Here is a 24,641-nt window from a genome sequence, read left to right as displayed (position 1 = left end):
TTTCTTGGAATCCTCTACATTTTTAATTATACAGGAAGCTCCTTATACTCTACATTGCTTTCTCAACGCTTCTATCGCTTCTCCAATCGCATCATTATCTGGTTCTTTACTATCCCATTCATCCCAGAAATTTCTGGTTGCACTGATAGGTTTGTGTGCGTCAGATGGTTTGTCTAACACTATTTTACTCGGAAGCAATATTGCATCACCCACCACCAAAGCTTCGCCAACATCCAACAATGGTAAAAACTCTATTGTACTCTTTAAAGCATCTGGCAAAAGGTTCTTGATAACCCCTTTGTCTCTTTCGTTTGTCAGTCTTAATACAATAAAGTTGTTACACTGACTCAGAATAGTTTTGCTTACATCTGCTGGTCTTTGACTAACCGGAAGAATTGAAACTCCGTATTTTCTACCTTCTTTAGCGATTCTTTCAAAATTATATAATGCTTGCTTTTGTACAGAGTCCGCATCTTCTTTTACTGGTAAATATAAATGTGCTTCATCACAAATAATCGTAAACGGAGTACGTTTTTCTGGGTTCATCCAAAATTGTACATCATACAACAATCTTGCCAATGTTCCTGTTACAACTGGCAATACATCCGATGGGACTTCTGAAAAATCTATTATCTTAATTCCTTTTTCACCATCCGTATAACCTAGTAATTTACAAAAAATCATTTCCAGCCAATCATATTTCTGCGCTTCATCTGTAGGTTGGAACATAAATCCATATGTTTTATCTTCTATCTTGGTTTCCAATCTGGAAATAAAACGCGTAAGTTTTCCTTCCCATTCACCTTTTACAGCAGCTCCATTCTTTCCAACTCCTTTAGTCGTATCGTCAACTATAAGTTTTTGTATCAATTCACTTATTAAAAATGGAATAGGTGAATCTACTGTAAACGTTTTAAGAGTATCTGTTTTTCCTTCCTTCTTTAAAGTTTCTTCTTTTAAATTTCTGATATGAAGTGTAAAGCGTGATGCCTGATTTGGTGCATTTGAGTCACTTCTATCCAATATCATTGACAATAGTTCCTCTCGATTCAACAACCAATATGGCAGAAACAACACATCTGGTTTCGTCACTTCTAAATCCCCGGGGCCTGCAATTCTAAAACGTTGTGCAATGGGATCACTTCCTTCTGCTAAACTTTTGTATTCACCATGCATGTCAAATACAATAATGTTGGTATATTTCAGCACACTTGCCTTTTCCAATATATTTGCAATACACCAACTTTTTCCCGAACCTGTGCTACCCAACACAGCCGCATGTCTCTGAAAAAATTTGTTACCGTCTAACACCGCATCAGCTGCCGTATCCATCATAAATGAACCTATCTTTAAACGTTTATCTGCATCAATATCCTTTCCCAGAATGTTCATAAAATTCTGAAGATTTTGACCCGAGATACCATAGCACTTACTTTCGATTTGAGGAAAGGTTTCAACGCCTCTTTTAAATAAATCGTGCGCAGATCCATATACCGCATGATATGTTCCAATTATACTTACCTTTATGTAATCAGCCGATGATACCATCATCTCATCAACCTCATCATCTTCCTCTACATAATTGTCAATATACTTTCGAGTCACCTTATCAATTAGCGCAATTAATTTCTCATGTTGTTTTGCTGTTTCTATCGCTACAAGATTTCCAACACATATTTTATTCATGACTGTTGCATTTTCAATCTCGATTATAATTTGCTCTGTATCAACATGTGTTACTCTTCCCAACATATCGTTTTCTTTAAAATCTAACAAACTTGTCATTAAAATACCTCCTTTATCATTTCATGTAAATCCCACAGATTTACACCAGACAAAATGCTCTCACCTTTTGCATTTAGAACTCTCGTATCATTACTGTTCACGTGACAAAACGCTGTAATTCCGCTACATTCTTTTACTATTTTTTCAGCATTTGCAGAAAGGGAGTGCGTAAAAATAAGCGTTGGTTTTCCCGTACGCAATTGCTGTATTAAATGTGTTTCTAAATGGTCATCTCCAAAACCATACCCGATAATAACATACCTTTGTGCCCTATCAATTTCTTCATTTGCTTTTGCTCGATGTGTATCAAAGGGAACACTATAACCTTCGCGATATTTATTTAATCCCGGAGTAATTATTAAACTATCCTCGACAGAACAATTAGGTATTGAATGCGGAATTCCATTAATTAGGTGCCAGCTTAAACAACCATGTGGTTTCAAAACTGTTACCATAGGAGAATACAATAATTTCTGTCCTTTCCCGTTTTTTCGTTGCACGCCTATACACGAAGCATACTTACTTTTATCTGGCTTAAAACGTGATATATATTTTCCCACAAAAAGAGTATCTGTCATTATATCATTAACTTCACATGCGTACTCAATCAAGCGGTCATAATTCGTCGTAATGACTACTAAACCTTGATTTCTTATATTGAATCGCTGTAAATATTCCGAAAATCGAAGTTGCTTCCCTTTTCTTACGATATCCTCAAAAAGACTTTTCTCTGCTTCTCCAATATATAGCGCTGTATTTTTTCTAATGCATTCCTCAACTGTGGAATTAGGCTTAGTATTATGCAAAGCTTGTTCTAACCCAACTCCACTCATTAAGTCATTAGAAATAGCATCCCAATTTTTCTCGTCTTCTAATGTAGATAACATTCCAGGCACTTTAGCTTGAAGCTCTTTTGCCAATTCCCCCATCCCTGGAATTCCTTCTGCTAAAGAAAGTCCCGAGCCAACTATTGTAACTGTTCCTTCTTGAAAAAACTCTTGTATGAGCTTCTTAATTGTATCAATATCCATCTTAATCCTTCCATACTAACTAGTGAACCGCTCTCGTACTTCCTCCGGCAAATACTTCGCCAGTTCCTCTACCAACTCATACACCTTGGTTCCCGGTGCAATCTCTGTCGGTGTTTTACCTGCTCCGTCTTTCATAATTCGCTTTGCATATCGAATTGCCAGTTTGGGATTACCATACTCCATCAGAATCTCAAAGATATCCTTCATATTCTTCTGGTACTTTCCAATTCCAAGTTCCTTGAACTTCTCATTCAAAAACACCTTATAATCATCTCTGTGATTGTTTGCCGTATAATATGCAAAGTGAAGCAGAAACCAAAACTCAATACACTCGTTACTCCATGCAGTATGATATTGCAATTCTGGATTCTCTTTGTTCAAACTCTCTGCGCGTTCTACAACACCATTGAATCGTTCTGGTGGAAAACTGTCTTTATCGTAAACACACCAAATTTGCCCCTTTTTGATTTTATTTTTCTTTACATATTCCTCTGCCATGCCGATTACTCGCATAGTTTCTGCCTGACAAGGTTCAATCTCTATCAAGACCATATCCTTATAGATTGGATTTTCCTCAATCAATTTCTTGAAAGCGGCAAAATATAATGGTTCTGTCTGCTGGCCCTCACAGAAAATATAATATCTATATTGTTTCATCTCCAAGTATTCTTGACGACGTTTCTTTTTCCACTTCTCCATTCCTGCTTTTTTAGGCATTGACTTTCCCCCAATCTATAATTCTTCTGAGGTACGGGTCAGCACCGTACTTACCTTCAAGATACTGCTTATCGAACTTTGCATCCTTTCTGACAGACTCACCTTTTTCATTCTTGAACTCTACCAGCGAGTATAGTTTGGAATTTTGTGCATTTCCCTTTGCCACAAACCAAATCTCATCTCTGCGGAACACTTCACTATTCATGGTAGACAAATCGTGGGATGTGAATATCAGTTGTGCTTTATGTCTGTTGATGTTCATATCATTAAACATCATGATAATATGGCGCAACAACACCGGATGAATCTTCGCATCCAATTCATCAATTACAAGCACAGTTCCATCAAGCAAACTTGCCGCTATAAACGGAAGCAGACCAAATAACTTCCTTGTTCCACTGGATTCATCAGTTAAACTAATTTCTGTTTCCACATCATCTACGCAATGCTTTGTGAATACTTCTATCCTATCGTTTTCCTTTTCTTCCACTCTGAAATCAACGATGTCCAAATCCATTTCCTGAATCATTTCAAGCATCAACTGTTTCACATCTTCTGATGTGGATATTGCCATTCTAAGCTCCTGAATAGGATTACCATAATTCAAGAAATCCACGCCATACTCGAACCAATTCAATACATCCTTAACTACTGTATTTCCCTTATAGGCGATACCCAAGTAGGAAAGCAAGGTAAGTGTCTTAGATAAATCATCACTGACTTTCAGTTTCGCAAATGCCCCTTTTAAAACAATCCCTTTATCATCTCTTGTATACAATGCTGATCGTCTTCCAGTCTCAAGCTTCACTCTGTCCAAGCTCTCATATACAACCACATCACGCTTCACATGCAAGATATATCTGTACTCTGCAGACTCTGTACGGAAAAACAGTTCAAACTCTGTTGGTTCATTTTTGCTATCTGAAAAAGCAAATGGCTCAACGATAATTCTTTTTTGTAAGAGAACCTTATCTTCGTTGTCTTCTGTCGCATATAACGGGCGCAGAATTTTTGCAACCAATGTGTGCAACGCTGCTAGAACATTGGATTTTCCTCCACCATTAGGACCGTAAATGGCAGACACCGGTAAATACATCTCACCATCCTGGTCTTTGATTATTCTATCTTCATGCTCTGAGATTGCTGCTGCCTGCATATCAAAGGTCACTTCATCTCTTATACTCTTGTAATTCTTCACAGTAAATTGACATAACATATCTTTTTACCCTCCATTCTATTTTTATTATATCCCGTTTTTCTCTTTTTGCAACATATATTTGAGATTTTATCTCATATTTTGTTCTGAAAATATGTTTTAAGTATTTCATTTTCTTTTTATAGAAAAAGCAAGGCATCCCTACCTTGCTCTTCTACGTCTTATGCTCACCGGTTCCTCCACCGTTTCTATATCCCCCGGTTCTGCTATGTATTCACTCTCCTCTGCACATTTTGATGCAGCTTCTTCTATAGCACGTTCTACCTTGCCTGCATTTGCTTCAATCAAAAGTTTACACAAGAAGTCAGCGGTATCTTCCGCCGAATTCGGATTATGAAAGCGATAATTCAATTTTCTTTGTTTCAAGCGGAATCTCCACCTCCTTCTCTTGCTTGTCTTTCTTTTTCAATACTATGAGATTGGTTCTCAGGTTAGACCTATTTTCGTTTCTCATTAAGTACTTAGGGTTCGAAAAAGTTGATTACAAATTTTATGCAATATATTTTGAAAAAAATATGGTCAATCGCATTGACAAAATGTGTCAAGGCAGTTGACCACGCAAAAATAGAGGTCAATCACATTGACCTCTAACATTCCTTGATTTTATGCGGTTTTTAACGTTTTGGTCAAGTGTCATGACCATTGACATTATTACTAAATAAAGGAGAGCAGGATACGCCTAAAGTTGCATTGTCAACTCGGCTGACACTTCCAAACTTCTATGTCGTTTGCTTTATGGCATCCCTATGCCCCATGTTTGTACACCTTTGGTCCCGGGGACCAAAAGCGACTTTAGGACATGCTCTGTAGTAATGTACATTAAAAAATCCTTAGGACAATAATGTACTAATGCCATTGAAAAACATTGAAATTACATCATATTCGAATTTCACCGGTGTACTATTTCATTTAATGCCTAATCCAAAAATCATTGCTAATAGAAAACTATATTTCTTCCTTCCAATAAATGCTTTGGTATTTTTACACTTTTAGCCATTGGATGTCCCATAAACAACATTCTTATTGCTCTTATTGCTTCATAGGTATCTTCCATTAACACCCTTTGTTTCTCATACACCTCTAAATCATACTTATTATTTGTCAATTCATGTGCTGGCACCTGTCTGATTTTTCTAATGTTTTTCAGAGGATTAATAATAACCTCGTCCATGTCAAAATTTGCCCTCACATTCTTTTTCAACCATTCTTGAAGCATTGCTATACTTCCTTTATCTTTTCCTTGTTCGTCCTTTCGTTCGATTTTAGAAATGTACAAAGAATCTTTTTGAAAGATTTTATAAGAGATGTTATGTACCACCAATTTTTCCATTACTAAAACAAAATCATAATAATTTTTTAATGTAGGTAACATAATACTTCTGTAACCTTCTGGCATTTCAGTATAATCTGTACCATATATGTGTGAAAACATTTTAGGAAGTTCCAACGATTCACACTGTTTGTTAATAATCTTCATTTCATCCAACAATGCGTGAAAAATCCAATGCTGATTTACCCATCTTCCTTCTATCAAGTTTTCAATAAATCCCGAATTAATTTTGCACTCTTCCTGATTTTCTAATTCAAATCCTTTCCACAGCATTTGAATACGTGGCGACAACCTTGCCAAATCAATTACAAATACACCTATTGCCCTATTTAGTTTATCTCCATCAATATACGCCATCCCATAATCTTTAATGTATTCACTTTCTTCCGTTTCATTGTAATACTCATCTTTAACTGTTATACAGCCTCTATATCCATTATCCATAATTAAATACTTAGGATTGTTATTATATCTTTCTAAAATCTCAACGTCGAAAAAAATAATATCAAACTGCGCTTTTCCAGTTTGCATAAGAGCCGTATATGGACGCTTATAATCTAATTCTATTGTCTGTAATGCTTTATCTGTTGGGTAAAAACAAGTATGAGAATTCAAATTTTTAGCACTCTCAATCTGATGTTCTTTAGATAATTTTAAATCAAAGCCTTTAATATGCGGATTTAATACATCACATTCAGAAATAGCCTCTATCATTCCCTCATTAATTAGTTCTACAATTGAATCAATATCATAATCATCGATATTGTAAATTGGCAATCCATTGAATCTACTAGAATTCAAATAATGATTTATGATTTCATCTAATAGTTTTCCTTTCATAGCAACCTCTTTCTAACATTTCATAAATGTTGAAAATTCATTCACGCTTTGTTCAAGCTTCTTCAACTCACTTTGCATTTCTATTATATCAATTTCGAATTCGTTTACCTCTCCTTCTTTTGACTGAATATTATAAAATAGAACTTTTTTGTTAACCAAATCAAGATTATACGGGTAAAAATTCCTATTGGAAGTTATCTCATTTATCATTGCAGGGTCGCTATCTTCAAAAAAGACATTAAATCCGCCAACCCCCCTACTTTGCATTACTGTTTTTACATTTCTCTCATCAAGATGTTCTATAATATTTCTTGGCATTTTGTTACTCAAAACTATAATGGTATCATAATTTAAGACACTTCCTGAGACAAATCTTAATGAATTTGATATACTCTTATTATCAATCAGAAAGAAGGAAAAATTATGTCTCGTACAAGAAGAAATTTTACAGCTCAGTTCAAAGCAAAACTCGTATTGGAAGTGCTTAAAGGTGAAAAAGATATAAATACAATAGCTACCGAAAATGATATTCAGCCAAACTTACTCCGTAACTGGAAGAAAGAATTTCTGGACAATGCTTCTGTTGTTTTTGATGACAAAAGAGAAGAAAATATCAAGGAAAAGCTTGCATCAGAGCGTAAGGAAAAAGCTGAATATGCAAAAAAGGTCGGTCAACTCACCATGCAGGTGGATTGGCTCAAAAAAAAATCTGAAGAATTGCTTGGACCTGACTACGAGAGTAAATTTAGTAAAAAACCATTCGAAGAATAAGGAAAGCAATCTTCCGGTTTCTGTTGTTGCGATGCTTGCCAGCATTAACAGGACAAGTATTTATTACAAAGGAACGCCTATTTCTGATGAAGAATTTGAATGTAAACGAATCATAGATCGGCTTCACACGGATAATCCAACATGGGGTGCCAGACAGATATCTTCCCAGCTTAAACAACATGGATATAAAGTTGGCAGACGCAAAGCACGTAGATACATGGATGAAATGGGTATTAACCCAGTATATCCAAAGCCAAATCTTTCAAAACGCTTGAAACAGGCACAGGTTGTTCCATATTTACTTAGAAATGCCATCATAGACCGCCCTAACCAGGCATGGTCAATTGACATTACATATATTCCAATGAAGCATGGTTTCTTGTATTTAACAGCCATTATAGATTGGCATAGCCGTTGTATCGTAGGCTGGGAACTGGATGACACTTTGGATACACGTGCCTGCATAGAAGCATGTGAAAAAGCATTTAAAGTTGCAAAACCAGAAATCCTTAACTCAGATCAAGGATGCCAATTTACCAGTCAAAAATACAAGGATTTTCTTAAAACAAACAAAATCAAGCAAAGCATGGATGGAAAAAGCCGTTGGGCTGATAACATCATGATTGAACGCTGGTTCCGTACATTCAAGTACGAAGAAGCATATCTTACCGAATGGAAAAATATCAAAGAAGCACGTCAGGCTATCGCTGCTTATATTCATAAGTACAACTTTGAGCGTTGCCATTCTGCAATCGGTAATGTTCCTCCAGCATCTGTATACTATCCGGCTATGCTATATGACGCTGCTAAGAATGCTGCTTAATTGGAGACTGTCACTGAGGAGAAGCCATCTTCCTCTAACCATGGATATCAGTTCATTATAAAAGTCTTAGATTTTTGTCTTGACAACTGAACCACTATAAACAGTATACTCTTCTTCCGAAAAATGATAGTTGTTTCTGTTCGACTCTATCCTCTCTATCTTTTTCCGACTTAAATCATCCGATTTATTATATTTACATATAAATCTATCGTTAATCAGTCCCAAAAAATAAAACAGACCATCTACATAGTAACGATAATATTGAATTTCGCTATCAAACACCTTAATATTCTCATTGCATGGCTGCAATATTTGGTTTATGGATATAAGTGCTGATGAAATATAATATTTCAACTGATATGTCGTTTCCACTTCATATGACCGTTCTTCCATATTGTCCAAATATACACCTTAGTGTTAGCATCTAATTAGTACAAAATAAAATGAGATATTCCCTTGAAAATATTATATAATACCAAGAGGAGGTACTCATTATGCCAAGAAAACAACACACTAAGCAGTTCAAGTTGGATGCTGTCAACTATCGTAAGGAACACCCTGATCTCACTCAGGCTGAATGTGCCAAGAATCTCGGAATAGGTGTTAGCACCTTAGCCAGGTGGGAAGCTCAATATAGAGACTCTGATGGCGACATCCCAGTTAGAGGATCCGGAAACTATGCCTCTGACGAAGAAAAGGAAATCGCTCGTCTGAAACGGGAGCTTCGTGATGCTCAGGATGCGCTCGATGTGTTAAAAAAAGCCATCAGCATTCTGGGCAAAGACTGACAGAAGCTATCTATACAGAAGTTTCTGCAAAGGTAGAGGCATCTAAAGTTACTAAACGCCGCGTCTCTACTTCTGGAATGCTGAAATTTTTAGGCGTGTCTCGTTCTGGATACAGAGCCTTTCTAAACCGTAAGCTCTCTCCTACTCGACAGCGAAAAGAATCTGTCAAAAAGGAAATCCAGAAAATCTATGATGATTCTAAACAGAATTACGGCGCTCCTAAAATAACACAGGAACTTCGCAAATCTGGCGAAACCATTGCAGAGCGTACTGTAGGTAAATATATGCGCGAAATGGGTATAAAAGCTCAATGGGTCAAGCCTTGGACCACTACTACCAGAGACTCTGATTTTAGCAGTGAACTCCATAACATCCTGAATGAGCAGTTCAACCCTGAACGTCCTAACGCTGTCTGGTGCACCGATATCACTTATATCTGGACACAGGATGGATTTGTCTATCTTAATTGCGTTATGGACTTATTTGCCAGAAAGATTATTGCATGGACGCTCTCTGACACTATGGAAGTATCTTCCGTAATTGAAACAATCAATAAAGCAAAGGCTGTTCGAAATACCGATTTGCCTTTGATTATACATTCAGACCGTGGCAGCCAGTATGTTTCTAACGCATGGCGTGAAGCCACAGAAAATATGCAGCGTAGTTATTCTCACAAGGGCTACCCTTATGACAATGCCTGCATTGAATCCTTCCATTCCCTGATTAAAAGAGAATGGCTTAACAGATTTCATATTCGAAACTACAAGCATGCTTATTCGCTTGTCTTTGAATACATTGAAACCTTTTATAACACCGTCAGAATACATAGTCACTGTGACTATGTGTCTCCTGATGAATTTGAAAAACTGTATGAGAGGGCGAAATTACTGCCGGCAGCTTAGCTGGCAGAACTTCTCATTTTAATTTGTGCTAAATCTTGACATAGGACCACCTTTCATCATTAATGGCATATCTTCTCCTTTTATAGTAGTGATTAGTTTTACTGACCTCTACCATCTAATCATTAAAAATCCAATATCTTTTCATCTTACTTCCGTCTACATCTATGGTATTCTCATAAACTCCGCCATTAGCAAGAATGTTTTTTTCACTTGCTGTATTATTAACATCGCAAGTGACAAGAAGCTTCTCAATTCCCATTGCTTTTGCATTTTGTATATTTAATCGAAGCATTTCTTTTGCATAACCTTTGCCACGTTCAGATGGACGCACACAATTTTATTCTCCTATCGTTTCATACACTAATATCAACCTCAAATTTTCCTCTACTCCATAACCATATTGGTGTATTAACATCAATAGGTGCTAAATCTGTACCCTCAAGTAACTCTTTCCATCTTTCAGCAAGATTTATTTGAACATTCGATAACTATGCTTCTTCTGCAGAAATAACTCCCAACCTTTGACTTGCTTGAATCACATGTGGATTGATAACAAAACAGCGATTCTATGCTAAAGGCATCAGTTAGATAACTTCGAACTGCACCTCATCAACAAAGATCGGATTACATTTAAACTCCGCATTCAACAATTCTATTAGTTCTTCCTCCGAAATATCTCGTTCAACACCTTCTGGCAGCAAATATTTGATACTCACACTAACTGGACCATATCGATTATCATTAAAAAACTTATCTGCCACTCCCACACCATTGTATTTTCCACTATGATTGAAACACTCAACACGCCACAAGAAATAATCTACTATTTCCATTTCTGCATATCCTAAGCCACCTTCTTCTCGTACTCCTACCGTTACTATTTCGTTCCCACACAAAATAGTCCCAGCAAATTTTTCTTCTTCAATGATTCTGCAGTCACGTTGCATACTATATTCAAAATAATCATCCTCATACAACTCATACTCTTCAACACCAGTATCTTGTGAATCACGCACATTAAATTCTTGCAATTTCTGAAATTCTATCTTTTCATCATTAAGCAATTCCTCAAGCTTGTCTTTCCCAAACAAAAGTATTAGTTTTTCAATTTGCTCTTTCTTAGCAGCATTTGAATGAAAGTATATAGTAGTTGTTGTATTCTCAAATAACATTAATCCCGTCAATATATCCTTATCTGTGACATCCAGAGAATGTCCTACAATATGAAGGTGATTTATATAGTTTTCATTTAACATCTTTCCAATTCGAAATGAAGTCTCTTTTTGAATACGTTGATAGTACTTTTTAAACTTTACAAACCGTAAATCCATGTTGCTATTTTGGTCTCTTTTATCTGCATTAACACCTAATACAATTCCATTTTCAATCTCGTTCATACTGCCATGAACGTAAAAAACTTTTGTATCATTCGAATACAACCTAGAATATGTATCTGTATAATTAAAATTAATAACTTCATCAATCTTGTAAAAAAGCGGATTATCCGAGCTTCTATCTATCGCAATACTTTGTACAAACTGCTCTAAATATATACATAATGCCTCTGCCAATTCCTCTAAATTGTCTTCCAGCATATGTATAATCTTTGCTTCATCTATTCTTACAATTTTTTCTCTTTCAATACCTTTTACATAAAACTCATCTTTTACTTTTAACCGTTCTTCTACTTCTTCGTAAAAAGGAACCCTCATCAAAATATCTATATCACTTCTTGATAATACATTCTCATCAATATGTATTCCTTTTTGTAAGAAACAATTTTCATTACCTGATACACACTCAAAGAAATTTGTTATAGCATTTATTACTTGTGCCATCTCTTTTTCAAAATCAATCCATCCTATATTTTGATTACACATCTTCAAAAAATATTTTATCCAAACATTATCCCTTGATATTTCAACCAAACGTTCAATTCTTTGCATCTGTAATTCGACACTTTTCATTCCATTGCTATGAATTTGATAACACTTTTTAATATGCTCATCGCTATATAGCGGACTTCCCTTGCCAAACATATAATTTATATAGGAACACCTTTGAAGTCGTTGCTCATTGTCCAATTCCATCAACCTATTTACAACATTAATAAAATCAATATATCTAGTTGGCAAACAGTGGTATAAATCAAAGCCGTTTCCAATTACTAAGATATTGCGTTCTTGCTTCTTATCTGTCATAATCAGTACTCCTTTTCCTTTTTCTCTCACAATTTCATTCTATAAATCAATCATTTTATCCAATTATACCAAAAACACCCTCAAGTTTCCACTTGAGGGTGCCCTAATCTATCCCTATTCAACTACCCAAACAACCTTCCCTTTTAACCGTTCCCTATTGTTACCTCCACATGTACAGTACTTTTACTGATACCGAACTTCTTTGCAGTCTGGCGCACGGTGGCATTTTCCTCGATTATATAATTGGCGATATTGATAGCTCGCTCTTCTATGTATCCTTTCAAAAGAATCCCTCATACATTGTTTTTTTATAATGTATGAGGGGGATGGATTGATTATGCCTTTTATGTTATTACAGTTTTATCTTCGCAAACGCCTCTGCAAATGCATTATTCACTGGCTCTTTTGCTTCTTTCTTCATCTTATTCATATACTTGTTGACGTCTTTTTTGGATACTCCGCCACCACTTTCTTTTTTTCTCTTTTCAAAGGCGGACAGTTTTTCCCGATAACCACACACACAGGTGAAGCGCTTATTTTCTCCTTCTCCCACCATCTCCATCTTCTTATGACACTGCGGACAACGAGCATTGGTCACTCTGGACAAGGTTTTCCGATAGCCACACTCTCTGTCCTGACATACCAGCATACGACCGTTTTTGTGATTTACCTCCAACATAAGTTTGCCACATTCCGGACACTTCTTGTTGGTAAGGTTGTCATGACGATAGGTCTTAGCAGATACTGTGATGTCCTTTACAATGTCCACGGTGTAATTTCGAATTTCTGCTTCAAAGTCTTTTTTCTTTGCTTTTCCTTTTGCTATATCCGAAAGTTCCTGCTCCCATCTGGCTGTCAATTCCGGAGAAGTCAGTCCTTCCGGTGCCAGTTCCAACACCTGTCTTCCCTTGGAGGTCAGATGGATATACTGCTCCCGTTTTTCTATCATGAAACTGTTAAACAATTTTTCAATAATATCCGCTCTGGTAGCAACGGTTCCAAGACCGCCCGTTTCTCCTAATGTCTTTTTCAGTTCTTTATCGTTGCTTTCCATATAGGCAACAGGATTTTCCATGGCAGCCAAAAGAGTTGCTTCTGTAAATGGCACCGGTGGCTTTGTCTTTCCGGCAGTTATTTTTCCATCTGTAAAAACAATCTGCTGACCTTCATTAAATTCCGGCATGTTCTCCGTGAATTTTTCTTCACTATCTTCTTCTGATTCTTCCGTAGCAGCTCCCAGCATATTGATTTCCTGCCAGCCCGGCTGCTCCATGATTTTTCCTTTTACCGTAAAACGCTCGCCTGCACAGACTGCTGTTACCTCGGTCTGCTGATAAATACATGGCGGAAGCAGTACTGCCAAGAAACGTGACACTACCAATTCATAAATCTTTCGCTCGCCGTATTCCAGTTCACTCATGTTGATGCCTTGCTCTGTAGGAATAATCGCATGATGGTCAGACACTTTACTGTCATTGACAAAGGACTTGTTTCCGGTCAACGGTGTTTTCAACAGTTGACGGCATATCTGGGCATAAGCCCCGCTCTGACATGCTTTTACTCGCTCTTTTAAGGTATCTACAATATCCGCTGTCAGATATCTGGAGTCGGTCCTTGGATAAGTCACTACCTTGTAATGCTCGTAAAGTCTCTGCATATAATCCAAGGTCTGCTTTGCAGAAAATCCATACATTCGGTTGGCATCCTGCTGCAATGCTGTCAAATCATAAAGCTGTGGCGCATAGGACTTCTGCTGTTTTTTCTTTACCTCTTCTACTACTGCTTTTTCATTACGGGTCTGTTCCAACACCTTTTCAATTTCCTCTTTTGAAAAAGTGCTGGTACTGTTATTTTTCTTGGAACGCCAATTCCAGGTAACTCCGCCACCCTTTATTTTGAGTCCATAATACTCCTTGGGCTTGAAAGATTTTATCTGTGCTTCTCTTTTTGCAATCATAGCAAGTGTCGGCGTCTGAACCCTTCCGCAGGAAAGCTGGGCATTGTGCTTTACGGTCAATGCTCTGGTGGCATTCAAGCCTACCAGCCAATCGGCTTCTGCTCTCGCTACTGCCGCTTCATACAACTTCTGATAATCCCTTGCGTCCTTCAGATGTGCAAAACCTTCCCGGATTGCCTTATCTGTCACAGAGGAAATCCACAGTCGTTTCATCGGCTTCTTCACGCCTGCCTTCTGGATAATCCAGCGGGCAACTAATTCTCCCTCACGTCCTGCATCGGTAGCTATGATAATTTCACCAATGTCTTTTCGATACATCTGTGTCTTTACTGTCTGATACTGGCGTCCTGTTTTTTTAATAACTTGGATTTCAAGTTTTTCCGGTAGCATCGGCAAAGTTTCCAACTTCCATTCCTTCCACTGATCGCCGTAGCTTTCCGGATCTGCAAGCTCGATTAGGTGTCCCAGTGCCCAGGTGACTACATAGTCCTTTCCTTCTAAAAATCCATTTCCTCCCTGTTTACATCCTAAAACTCTTGCGATATCACGTCCTACGCTTGGTTTTTCGGCAATTACTAATGACTTCATATATGAAAACCTCTTTCTTGCTTTTCTCTTTTCACATTCTTTCTTATCATATCATTCCCGCTTGATGCTGACTATATTTTTTCATATATTTTTTCTTTCCTTCATAGAATATGGTGATGTAACCCTTGGAGCCATTCAATGAAATTATCAAAAATGCAACAACTTGTTTTCATAGAAATATTCGTACTCGTCCTTCTTATTGGAATATATGTGGAACAAAAATCCGACGATTCTTCTGATATTTTATCCACTTCTTCCAATGAGGTCTATCGTCTGGTTTCTGAAGAAGATGATACCAAAAAGGATTTTATCAAATGGGTGGATTTTAACGTGACCAAAGAAGCCATGCAGGATGCCTACGATTATGATGTGAATACCTACGGTCAGGAAATCCATTTGGATTGGATTTCTCTTCTTTCCTACAAAGCCTGTCAAAACGGCGGGGATTTCAGTCATTACAAAACCGGAGATATGTCTGAAATTGCAGAGAAGTTGACAAACAAAGAAACCACATTAAAAGACCTCACAAAGGATATGAAATATTATGATTACTATTATGAGGCTTATGATGCTGTTTTAGGTGGACTAGTGGGCGAGTATGAGATTGAAACCGCATCCGGTTCCGAAACTTTTGAAAAAAAATATGGTTTAAAAGGCTTCCTTCCTCTTGCAAAAAATTTTCCTTATTCCGATTATGATGACTTTGGTGTTTCCCGCTCTTACGGCTATAAGAGGCAACACCTTGGACATGACATGATGGGCCAAATTGGCACTCCCGTGATTGCAACGGAATCCGGTTATGTAGAGGCAATCGGCTGGAATCAGTACGGAGGCTGGAGACTTGGGATTCGCAGTTTTGACGGAAAGCGTTACTACTATTATGCACACCTGCGCCAGAACTTTCCTTACTGCAAGTCCTTAAAGGAAGGTAGTGTTGTCACCGCCGGAGATGTCATCGGCTATTTGGGGCATACCGGTTACAGCACCACAGAAAATGTCAATAACATCGATACTCCTCATCTGCACTTCGGACTACAGCTTATTTTTGATGAATCCCAGAAAGAGGGAAATAATGAAATATGGGTAAGCTGCTATGAACTTACCCGTTTCCTATACCAAAACCGATGTGAAACCGCGAAGAATGAGGAGACCAAAGAATGGTCCCGTGTGATAGATATGAAAGATCCTGCTGTGGAGGAGTGGGAAAAAAATAACACACGTTAACACCTAATATGCTTATATTTCAAACGGTTTCCATATTCTGGCTGGCCCCTTCTGCTTTTTTAATGATAATTTTTCCCATGCTACACTAGGACAGTTTTGTACACATTTATTACAACCTATACATTTTTCTGCATTAAGATAAATTGGAAATACATAGTTTTTTCCAACTAGTTTATTCAGATAATTAAGTATACTGTACCACTTAAAAGTTGGAATGTGAATATTCCAACTTTCTGTTTTCACTTTTTCCAAAAAGGCCGTACATCCTCGTTCAATTCGTTCTTTTAATCGCTTTTCACTTTTCTCTAAAATAATCCATTTATCGGTTAATAACATTCCGTCTACTGCCGGCATCCGATATGCTACATCCATAATAGGTATCATATTCTTTTTCTTACACATTTTTGCAAAAATTCTTGTCGTGTTTGCCTGATACATTCCGCAGGTCGTATAGATAAATGTCGGCAAGCTCTTACTTATTTTATCTATCGAATCTAAATACTTCACAATCCTCTCTGCCGGACTACAATGTATTGTTGGAAAACCTATTATTAATCCATCAAATTTTTTATAATCTTGCTCTTCCGGTATCTGTTCCACAGAATATAGTTCAACCTCGACCTCATCCTGCTTACTCATATACTTTCTCATATATTCTGCAATAAGCCTTGTATTTCCTATTCCTGAGTAATATAGAATTAGAACTCTCGTCATAAAAAACTCCTTCTATCCAATCTGCTCTCGTTCCAACAACTCATCCATATAATAAAATCCGGCTGACATATCTCCTACCTTTTGAGCTGTCTGAGCGCACACCTTTGCCGTAATGATACTGTTCTCTCTTCCGGTAACAATATCTCGTTTTATAACGCTTTTTCCCTTTATGGTGCCTTTCATTTCTACCATAACTGCATACTGGTTTGTCCCAAAGTGTATTTTTTTCATTAATTTCATACTAATTCCCATCATTTTCATAAAGAAAGCCTTTACCTTGGGATACTTCAATATTTTTAATAATCCTATTTTCTGCATTCCCTCAAACAAAAAGGTAATACTATTTTTATCATAGGCATACCAGGAATTTACACTTGCATCCATATGCTTTTCTTTCATAATGTGCCAATCTGCCATATCAATTCGAACAAATCGACGTTTCTTTTTTTCACCACTTAAAACAATACTTCTGCCCTCTGAGAAACTTTGCACTTTACGGTTTCTATCCAAATTCTCGTAATAAGTCACGTTCAAATTATTAACAAGCCAGGAAACTGCATTTTTTCCATGAGATTCTCCAATTCCCAGCATAATATAGCTATTTATCGTTTCTATATTATCAAATTTCCTTGCCATTGCTTCACATAGAACATTACTTACTCCCGGAGCTATTCCTACTCCAACGCAAACTACGATACCGGCCTTTGCAATCTCTTCCTTTTTCCGTTTAAATTGCTCAATCATTGAGCCGGTTGGTGTGATATCTACATAATTGACCCCACACCTTATGCAAGCTTCTAAGACCTCCATGTTGTTCATTTCCAAACACATGACCACTGTCTCTACGTTTTCTAAATAAGAATCCATCCATTTTGTCACATCCACCAAACGGCATTCTGCATTAGACCCTGTTTTTTCTACATAGTGCTTACATTTTTCTAAGCTTCGTCCGGATACAATAAAATCTACGTTTTGCTTCTGCAAGTTATCACACACATAACTTCCTACCTGTCCGTATCCACCTATAATCATTATTTTCTTCATCATGCTAACCTTGGATTTCCTCACTCATTATCTCGCCAAACTTCGCTACTGCATCTCTTATCAATTTACAATTATCATGACCCAATTTCTCCATGACCCTGTCCTCAACTTCATATAGCTGCTGTAAAACAGAATCAAAATATTCTTTTCCTTTATCTGTAAAATGGATAATCTTCTCTTTTCTATTTTCCCTATTGACTTCGAGTATAAGATACTCCTTTTCCATAAAATCCTGCAAAATACTATGCACAGTAGTCTTCGGTAAATGCAACCTTTCACATATCTGCTTTTGTGTACGCACTTCACAGTCCGCCATCACATAGATAATCATTAACGAATTGTAATTAAGACCTATTTGTTTCGCCCAACCAGCATATGCTGAATCTATAATTCCTAATGAATAATTGATTTGATTCATCAGTTCCCTGTTTGTCATCCTCATGCCTCCACAGTACATTTTCGTACTATTGTCAAGACAATATCAACACATACTTTTCTAACTTATATTCCATGAATGCCAAAAAGCTCTATGGCATTTGTTCCTAATATGCGTACTTTATCCTCTTGCGGTATAGCAAGTGATTCTACTAATGCCTTAGTATTCACAAGCGACTCTATACCATATGGAGTATCAGAACCAAGCATAAGCTTATTTCTACCAAATTTCTGATATGCCATTTCAATTCGTTCCTTTGATACAAAATAACAATTGGAAATATCGAAATATAAGTTTTCATAATTTTCCATATTTTCTTCTACAAACAACTCCATTCCATAAAGATGTGCAACTATAATTTTAGTTTCCGGATGCTTTTTTATATAAGTGATTAACTTCCTTATTTCTTTTAAAGAATAAACATGAATAAAGACCGGCAAACCTTTTTCATTTGCAAAATGAACTACTCGTTCAAACCAATCACTTTCTATATCAAAATATTCCCAGCACTGGTGTAGCTTCACTCCATCGAATTTCATCTTTTGATAGTCCTGTTCAATCTGTCCATAATTCGCTTTGGTAACCCAGTACATTTGTAGTATCCGTTCCGGAAGTTGTTGTTTTAATTCGTAAACTCGCTCATTTCCCACCGGTATTTTACGCACAGCCCCTATCATTCGAATCATAAGCTTTGTTATTCGATTATTCCCACTTACTACGTCACCATATGGTTTCTTGACCGCCTTGTTTTTAATATGATAAACTGTTTTACTATCCAACTCACCCGGTGTTAAAACAACCTTATCTACCTGACTTTTATTCAAATTCTTTTCAATTTCTTCCACAGTCAAAAAAGTTCCGCATGCATGTGCATGTCCATCTACAATCATATTCTACCTCCACTATAAACACACTTTTTTCTTATATTTTCTTACTAAAAAATATAACCAAATAAAATATGCCACCACAAACCCAAGTAAATTTATCAGATGTCCCTCCAGCAAATATTTCCCTATCCAGAATGACGGAAGAACTCCTGCCAGATACTGTCCCGGTACAGAAATTACAATGGGGACGAACATCCCAACTGAAATGATACCTGCCAGTTTTCCGATTGCCATTCCCTCTACTTTGTTGGTAGATAGCGCAATGACCAGCAACGCGGTAACGATTCCAAGTAAGGAAGAACCTGCGCACAAAACAAGAATATCTACTATGTTCATATCTGATATTCCAAAAACAAGAACCAACACTACACTTACAAACATGGAAATCACGGACGGAATTCCCAAACATGAAACCAGATATCCAATGTTTCCTACCGGTGTCACTGCCATGTAACCTGCTATCTTATCATCTATTTCTCCAAGCGCCACCAGACCTCCAACAAATGCAAACATCATTCCCGGCAATATAGCAATCAGCCAGTCACAAACATAATAGTATGGTGCAATGATCTCACTCTGATGAAAATAATCACATACAAAATGTTCCAAGAAAGGAATTGCAAACTTCATAAGAACACCAGCGATTACAGGAACAATACAGACCATAATCAGCATCAAATCTCTGCTGATTTGTTTTAACATCTGCCGAAACATAATCCATATTTTTTTCATCATAGCTTCACACCTCCCACACTCCGAAACATTTTTTCCACGCTTTTTTTTGCAATAATCAATAAAATTATCACCCACAGAATGCTGCTTGTTACGGAAACTGCAAGGTACGCTGCATTTCCCTCTAATAACTGCATTTGTGCACATCCCGGATGCAATAAAAGCCATACATTGTCTTTTACCAATCCCATACGCTTGGCAATGGGTGGTAAGAATCCTATGATTTCAAAGGGCACCGTTCCTACAATATATCCTGTCAGACTGTTGATTTTCGTTCCCACAATAATTCCGCATAATGTAAACACAAAGGAGGCTGACACGATTCCCCACACTGCCATTGCAAAATTTTCAATTCCTACGGAACTTAACAATATCAACGCTACCAGTAATGAGATGAATCCAATGGAACACATCTTTCCTAAAATATATTCCATAGGAGATACCGGAGACACTGCAATTGAGTTTAATACTCTCTGGCTTTTTTCCAACAATACAATTGCTCCCATAAAAAACATTCCCATGGCTGCCGGATCTGAATACACCATGATATGCCCTACAATCTCTTTTACATCTCCGGATAGTAGGGATAATATTCCCAGATATAGAATTACTAGCAAAATATAAATATAATAGAATCCGTATTTCCATTGAAAACGGATGTCGCCTTTGACTACAGATAATAATCTCAACATAATTTGTACCCCGTCAATTCCATAAAAATATCATCTAAAGTAGGTTCACTGCTATGAATGGATGTAATCTGATTCTTTTCCATCTTTTCCTTTAAAACTTCATCCTTAGAAATCTCTGACAAATGGCTTTCACCCTGTTTTTCCCTGCCATCTTCATCGGCATAGGTATAGCATACCTTTGCTGCTCCGTGTGCCATAATTAAGTTATGAGGTGTGTCCAAAGCCTTTATCTCTCCATTTACGATAAATGCTACTCTGTCACATAGTTCTGTGGCGTCTGCCATATTGTGGGTAGTCAGAATAATTGTTTTTCCCTTTGCCTTTTCTTCTAATATCATGTCCTTCATAATTCTTGCGTTGTTGGGATCCAGTCCGCTGGTAGGTTCATCTAAAAATAAAAGTTCCGGGTCATGTACCAACGCCTTGATAAAATTCAATCGCGACTTCATTCCTTTGGAATACTCAGAAATCCTCTTATCTCCATGATGTTCTAATCCAACCTGACGCAGTAATTCGTTGATATCACGTTTCTCTCCGCTATAAAGGGAAGAAAAATAATTCAGATTTTCTCTGGCTGTTAATTTTTCATATACACTTGGGAATTCAAAGTCCACGCCAATTTTTTCATAATAGGTATTATCGTGTTTTTTACATTCCACACCTGCTACCACTGCACTGCCTTCATAGGTTGGTAGTAATCCTGTTAAAATTTTTTGCAAGGTACTTTTTCCGGCTCCGGACGGTCCGAGAAATCCAAATATCTCGCCCTTTTTCACTACAAAATCAATATTTTTTATAAATGGTTTTTCTGTGTAACTGAAATTCACCTGGTGCATTTCAATCATATTTTTTTCTTTACTATTTGTTTGATTCATTTTCTTCTCCTGACTGGATAAGCTGTAAAAGCAATCCTTTTATCATTAAACTAATGCTGGCATAAAAATTTTCTTTTCCAATTTCATCCTGATACATGCAGGAAAAAAATATGGCTCTGAACGCACCGCTAAATGCTTTGTAATCTATCTGGGCATTTCTTAGCGGTAATTTTCCCAGCATTTCTAACATCAAATCCTCATCATCTTCCAAATGCTCTGCCTTTACCTCATCGGGAAGTTTTCGTATCAACGTTTCCATCTCTTCCGGAACCATCAACGTCTTTAGACAAGAATTCTGCACAGATAAAATTCCTTCCGCAATAATCTGCGTAAGTAAATCAACGGTTAACGCCTGCCCAAGCTGTTCACACTGTTTTATCATATTCTGCTCGATTTTCTCATGATATTCCTGAATCACTTCAAACAGCAGCAACTCCTTGGACTTGTAAAACAAATAAAATGTTCCCTTGGGAATTCCCACCCGGGCCACCAGCTCATCGACTGTGGTCTTTTTCACACCATAGTGCTGTAGACAATCGTTGGCTTCCCTGTGGAGTTTTCGCCTTATTTCCTGCTTTTCTTCGTCACTGTATGTCTTTGGCATTCTTTCACCTTCTTTTTGACTATTTTTATATTTTTAGTCATTATAAGGCGATAAAAGATATTTGTCAAGAAGATTATTTTGAATCTTAATCTAAACTTACATTGCACTGGTCAGTCAGATAGAAATTTGCTAGAATGAAAATAATAGATAAAGGAGCTAAACTATTATGAAGAAAAAGAAAGTCATTATTTTTTGTATTATAGCTATTATTGCACTTTTGGGTATTGTAGGGGGTTTACTTTTTTCCCAAAGATTACCTTCTTCCACAAAAACATTGTCAGATGTTTCCACGTCGAAAAATACTACAGTAACGGATGAAATTGTAATTGATGATACGATAGAATCCGAAGAACCCGTTGTAGACAAGCATTCCTACGACTTCACCCTCTGTTTTGCCGGGGATGTGAACTTCGATGAAAATTATTTTCCGATTCAATATTATAAAGATTGTGAAAATGGTATCAAAGACTGCATTTCTGCCGATTTGATTCAGACCATGCAGGATGCTGATATTATGTGTCTGAACAATGAATTTACTTATAGTACCGGCGGTGCCCCTCTGGAAAATAAGGCATACACCTTTCGTGCTGACCCTTCCCGTGTGGAAATTTTAAAAGAACTGGGAGTTGACCTTGTAGGACTTGCTAACAACCATGTTTATGATTATGGAAAACAGGCACTTCTTGATACTTTCGATACGCTTGATAATGCAGGTATTCCATATGTTGGAGCCGGGCATACCCTAACTGAGGCAATGCAACCTGTATATATGACAGTAGACGGAAAAACAATCGCTTTCGTGGCTGCCTCCCGTGCGGAAAAGAATAAAATGACACCACAGGCCACGGAAACAGAACCGGGAATTCTACGTTGCTATGATACCGAATTATTTTTACAGGAAATTCAGAAAGCCAAAGAAAATGCCGACTTCGTCATTGCCTATGTCCACTGGGGAACAGAATATAGCTATGACCTGGAAGATGTGCAGCTTACTACCGGAAAAGAATATTTAGACGCTGGAGCAGATGCTGTCATCGGAGCTCATCCACATTGCCTACAGGGCATGGAATATTATAATGGGAAACCCATTATTTACAGCCTAGGAAATTTCTGGTTTAATGAAAAAACTCTGGATACCATGCTCCTACAACTCCATTTTTCCGGTGATGATGACAGCCAGCAGTTAGAATTGAAGGTAATCCCTGCCATTCAATCTGAATGTCGTACTACCGGGGTTTTAGATCCACAAGAGCAGGAACAGATTTTTCAGTTCCTTGAGGATATTTCTGTCAATATAGAAATTGAAGAGGATGGAATGGTAAGGGAAACACAGAATTAGAGTTTCCCTTACCTTTATTCAACATAATACACATAATCTTCTTTTCTTGGTGCCGCCTCTGGTTCTTCACCATCTGCATATCCCAGAATACAATGTCCGATTCCTTCATAATCTCCTTCGATTCCTAGTGTTCTAAGAATTTCCTTGCCCTCCGGGCTTTCAAACTCCTCTTTTGCCCGATGAATCCAACAGCTTCCAATTCCCTCATCATGAGCTGCCAGCATTAGATTTCCCATTACCAGACTGCCATCATAGAGATAGGTCGGTCTTTCTTTATTTGCAAGTACAATTAACACTACCGGCGCACCATAGAATGGGTCTGTATCCGGAGTTCCCATAATCTCAGCATTCATTTTGGATAACTTGTCTCTCAACTCCTTATTGGTAACCGCGATAATGATTGGGGACTGTTTTCCTCTTCCGTTCGCTGCGTAAGTACCTGCTTGAATGATTCTGTCTATGGTTTCTTTTGGAACCATGTCCGGCTTGTACTTTCTGATGCTTCTTCTGGTTATGATGTTTTGTTGTGTTTCAGTCACTTTATGTACCTCCTTAGGGATAACTTTCATTTATTATGATAATAGCATTGGAATCCCTCAGCGTCAATAAAGCATCATTCTACATTTAAATAAACAGAGTCCGCCATATATTATTGTTCGTTATAAATAAATTGATTTGTTTTGTTAGAATATAACTATTTCATTTTCTAGAATACAACACGAAATACACAACTTCTCTCATGTTGTAAGTGTAGATTTGGCAGGGCCTTCCCTGCCAGTTTTGAAGCTATAATCAGATTAATTATAACCCATATTCGGCAAATAACCGTTCTCTCAGTTCTGGTTTCTCAGCAGCCTCCAAAAATTCCTCCAGACGGTTGTCGTCCTTCATAAGATGGCACAGCCGTCCCATTCTGTCCAGACCACGTTCCATACCTTGTTCCAGACCACGTTCCATACCTTGTTCCAGACCACGTTCCATACCTTGTTCCAGACCACGTTCCATACCTTGCTGCTCTCTGTCCTTTAAAAGTTCCTCTACTGTCATGTAGCATCCCTCCAATCTACGGTCATTCTTCAACTTGCTGACTTTCTCATGTAACCGGTTTAAAGTTGCATCATTATGCTTACGAACACATTGTAACA

At 37.4% G+C, this 24,641-nt stretch carries 27 protein-coding genes and 1 pseudogene; 6 read left to right on the top strand and 22 right to left on the bottom strand.

Going from position 1 to position 24,641, the window contains the following annotated elements; all coding sequences use genetic code 11:
- Positions 1-42: 42 nt before the first annotated feature.
- From BIV20_RS02410 to BIV20_RS02380, 7 genes are all read right to left on the bottom strand, one after another.
- On the bottom strand, positions 43-1,785 hold the full coding sequence (locus tag BIV20_RS02410) for an ATP-binding protein (protein WP_075721292.1): 1,743 nt from the start codon (positions 1,783-1,785) through the stop codon (positions 43-45).
- Positions 1,785-2,816, bottom strand: coding sequence for an SIR2 family protein (locus BIV20_RS02405; protein WP_075721293.1), 1,032 nt, complete (start codon positions 2,814-2,816; stop codon positions 1,785-1,787). Before BIV20_RS02405 ends, BIV20_RS02410 begins: the two co-directional genes overlap by 1 nt.
- A gap of 15 nt (positions 2,817-2,831) precedes the next feature.
- Positions 2,832-3,533 (bottom strand): RloB family protein, encoded by a 702-nt coding sequence (locus BIV20_RS02400; protein ID WP_075721294.1) that lies wholly within the window; start codon positions 3,531-3,533, stop codon positions 2,832-2,834.
- On the bottom strand, positions 3,526-4,749 hold the full coding sequence (locus BIV20_RS02395) for an AAA family ATPase (RefSeq protein WP_075721295.1): 1,224 nt from the start codon (positions 4,747-4,749) through the stop codon (positions 3,526-3,528). Before BIV20_RS02395 ends, BIV20_RS02400 begins: the two co-directional genes overlap by 8 nt.
- A gap of 141 nt (positions 4,750-4,890) precedes the next feature.
- Positions 4,891-5,115, bottom strand: a complete 225-nt coding sequence (locus BIV20_RS02390) for a hypothetical protein (RefSeq protein WP_075721296.1) — start codon at positions 5,113-5,115, stop codon at positions 4,891-4,893.
- 568 nt (positions 5,116-5,683) lie between these two features.
- The gene (locus BIV20_RS02385) at positions 5,684-6,919 is read right to left on the bottom strand and encodes an AAA family ATPase (protein ID WP_075721297.1); all 1,236 of its coding nucleotides are present in this window, start codon (positions 6,917-6,919) and stop codon (positions 5,684-5,686) included.
- A gap of 12 nt (positions 6,920-6,931) precedes the next feature.
- Positions 6,932-7,237: a hypothetical protein gene (locus BIV20_RS02380; protein WP_143524557.1), complete on the bottom strand. Its 306-nt coding sequence runs from the start codon at positions 7,235-7,237 to the stop codon at positions 6,932-6,934.
- Positions 7,238-7,342: 105 nt separating this feature from the next.
- Between BIV20_RS02380 and BIV20_RS02375 the strand changes: the two genes are divergently transcribed.
- Entirely contained in the window at positions 7,343-7,690 is a 348-nt protein-coding gene (locus BIV20_RS02375; RefSeq protein WP_075721299.1) for a transposase, read from the top strand.
- Positions 7,641-8,513 carry an IS3 family transposase gene (locus tag BIV20_RS02370; protein WP_075721300.1) on the top strand — a complete coding sequence of 291 codons (873 nt, stop codon included), beginning with the start codon at positions 7,641-7,643 and terminating at the stop codon, positions 8,511-8,513. Before BIV20_RS02375 ends, BIV20_RS02370 begins: the two co-directional genes overlap by 50 nt.
- Before the next feature lie 66 nt (positions 8,514-8,579).
- On the opposite strand, the gene BIV20_RS02365 is transcribed toward BIV20_RS02370, so the two are convergent.
- Positions 8,580-8,906 (bottom strand): hypothetical protein, encoded by a 327-nt coding sequence (locus BIV20_RS02365; RefSeq protein ID WP_075721301.1) that lies wholly within the window; start codon positions 8,904-8,906, stop codon positions 8,580-8,582.
- Between the two features lie 101 nt (positions 8,907-9,007).
- Here BIV20_RS02365 and BIV20_RS02360 point away from each other — a divergent pair, with 101 nt between their 5' ends.
- Together BIV20_RS02360 and BIV20_RS02355 are read left to right on the top strand one after the other, a co-directional pair.
- Complete coding sequence (locus BIV20_RS02360) at positions 9,008-9,301, top strand: transposase (protein ID WP_075720726.1); 294 nt, start codon at positions 9,008-9,010, stop codon at positions 9,299-9,301.
- Positions 9,298-10,203 (top strand): IS3 family transposase, encoded by a 906-nt coding sequence (locus BIV20_RS02355; RefSeq protein ID WP_075718286.1) that lies wholly within the window; start codon positions 9,298-9,300, stop codon positions 10,201-10,203. The genes BIV20_RS02360 and BIV20_RS02355 overlap by 4 nt, the downstream gene beginning before the upstream one ends.
- A 115-nt stretch (positions 10,204-10,318) precedes the next feature.
- On the opposite strand, the gene BIV20_RS02350 is transcribed toward BIV20_RS02355, so the two are convergent.
- The 4 genes and pseudogenes from BIV20_RS02350 to BIV20_RS02335 form a co-directional block, all read right to left on the bottom strand.
- Entirely contained in the window at positions 10,319-10,534 is a 216-nt protein-coding gene (locus BIV20_RS02350) for a GNAT family N-acetyltransferase (protein WP_075721302.1), read from the bottom strand.
- A 253-nt stretch (positions 10,535-10,787) separates the two neighbouring features.
- The gene (locus BIV20_RS02345) at positions 10,788-12,404 is read right to left on the bottom strand and encodes an AbiH family protein (protein WP_075721303.1); all 1,617 of its coding nucleotides are present in this window, start codon (positions 12,402-12,404) and stop codon (positions 10,788-10,790) included.
- A gap of 158 nt (positions 12,405-12,562) precedes the next feature.
- Positions 12,563-12,688, bottom strand: a pseudogene (locus BIV20_RS02340) (sporulation transcriptional regulator SpoIIID); the annotation flags it as partial.
- Between the two features lie 68 nt (positions 12,689-12,756).
- On the bottom strand, positions 12,757-14,949 hold the full coding sequence (locus tag BIV20_RS02335; RefSeq protein ID WP_075721305.1) for a DNA topoisomerase III: 2,193 nt from the start codon (positions 14,947-14,949) through the stop codon (positions 12,757-12,759).
- A 138-nt stretch (positions 14,950-15,087) separates the two neighbouring features.
- On the opposite strand from BIV20_RS02335, the gene BIV20_RS02330 reads away from it, so the two are divergent.
- Positions 15,088-16,173, top strand: coding sequence for a M23 family metallopeptidase (locus BIV20_RS02330; protein WP_075721306.1), 1,086 nt, complete (start codon positions 15,088-15,090; stop codon positions 16,171-16,173).
- A 12-nt stretch (positions 16,174-16,185) separates the two neighbouring features.
- Here BIV20_RS02330 and BIV20_RS02325 read toward each other — a convergent pair whose 3' ends face one another.
- The 8 genes from BIV20_RS02325 to BIV20_RS02290 all read right to left on the bottom strand — a co-directional run bounded on the left by BIV20_RS02325 (position 16,186) and on the right by BIV20_RS02290 (position 22,157).
- A complete protein-coding gene (locus tag BIV20_RS02325; RefSeq protein ID WP_075721307.1) occupies positions 16,186-16,887 on the bottom strand; it encodes a flavodoxin family protein in 702 nt (233 codons plus the stop codon).
- Between the two features lie 12 nt (positions 16,888-16,899).
- The gene (locus BIV20_RS02320) at positions 16,900-17,934 is read right to left on the bottom strand and encodes a saccharopine dehydrogenase family protein (RefSeq protein ID WP_075721308.1); all 1,035 of its coding nucleotides are present in this window, start codon (positions 17,932-17,934) and stop codon (positions 16,900-16,902) included.
- Position 17,935: 1 nt separating this feature from the next.
- Positions 17,936-18,367 (bottom strand): MarR family winged helix-turn-helix transcriptional regulator, encoded by a 432-nt coding sequence (locus tag BIV20_RS02315; RefSeq protein ID WP_075721309.1) that lies wholly within the window; start codon positions 18,365-18,367, stop codon positions 17,936-17,938.
- A gap of 65 nt (positions 18,368-18,432) precedes the next feature.
- Positions 18,433-19,257, bottom strand: coding sequence for an amidohydrolase family protein (locus tag BIV20_RS02310; protein ID WP_075721310.1), 825 nt, complete (start codon positions 19,255-19,257; stop codon positions 18,433-18,435).
- A 12-nt stretch (positions 19,258-19,269) separates the two neighbouring features.
- On the bottom strand, positions 19,270-19,989 hold the full coding sequence (locus BIV20_RS02305) for a hypothetical protein (protein ID WP_083655239.1): 720 nt from the start codon (positions 19,987-19,989) through the stop codon (positions 19,270-19,272).
- Positions 19,986-20,678, bottom strand: coding sequence for a fluoroquinolone export ABC transporter permease subunit (locus BIV20_RS02300; RefSeq protein ID WP_083655240.1), 693 nt, complete (start codon positions 20,676-20,678; stop codon positions 19,986-19,988). Before BIV20_RS02300 ends, BIV20_RS02305 begins: the two co-directional genes overlap by 4 nt.
- Entirely contained in the window at positions 20,672-21,523 is an 852-nt protein-coding gene (locus BIV20_RS02295) for an ABC transporter ATP-binding protein (protein ID WP_075721456.1), read from the bottom strand. The genes BIV20_RS02300 and BIV20_RS02295 overlap by 7 nt, the downstream gene beginning before the upstream one ends.
- A gap of 13 nt (positions 21,524-21,536) precedes the next feature.
- Positions 21,537-22,157, bottom strand: a complete 621-nt coding sequence (locus tag BIV20_RS02290; protein ID WP_075721311.1) for a TetR/AcrR family transcriptional regulator — start codon at positions 22,155-22,157, stop codon at positions 21,537-21,539.
- Between the two features lie 166 nt (positions 22,158-22,323).
- On the opposite strand from BIV20_RS02290, the gene BIV20_RS02285 reads away from it, so the two are divergent.
- Positions 22,324-23,496, top strand: coding sequence for a CapA family protein (locus BIV20_RS02285; protein WP_075721312.1), 1,173 nt, complete (start codon positions 22,324-22,326; stop codon positions 23,494-23,496).
- Positions 23,497-23,510: 14 nt separating this feature from the next.
- Here BIV20_RS02285 and BIV20_RS02280 read toward each other — a convergent pair whose 3' ends face one another.
- A complete protein-coding gene (locus tag BIV20_RS02280; RefSeq protein ID WP_075721313.1) occupies positions 23,511-24,035 on the bottom strand; it encodes a nitroreductase in 525 nt (174 codons plus the stop codon).
- Between the two features lie 262 nt (positions 24,036-24,297).
- The gene (locus BIV20_RS02275; protein ID WP_075721314.1) at positions 24,298-24,543 is read right to left on the bottom strand and encodes a hypothetical protein; all 246 of its coding nucleotides are present in this window, start codon (positions 24,541-24,543) and stop codon (positions 24,298-24,300) included.
- Positions 24,544-24,641 lie beyond the last annotated feature (98 nt).

The sequence above is a fragment of the Roseburia sp. 499 genome (assembly GCF_001940225.2).
GTDB lineage: Bacteria > Bacillota > Clostridia > Lachnospirales > Lachnospiraceae > Petralouisia.
Note: the sequence above shows the minus strand (reverse complement) of the source record. Positions and strands in the feature narration are given on the sequence as shown.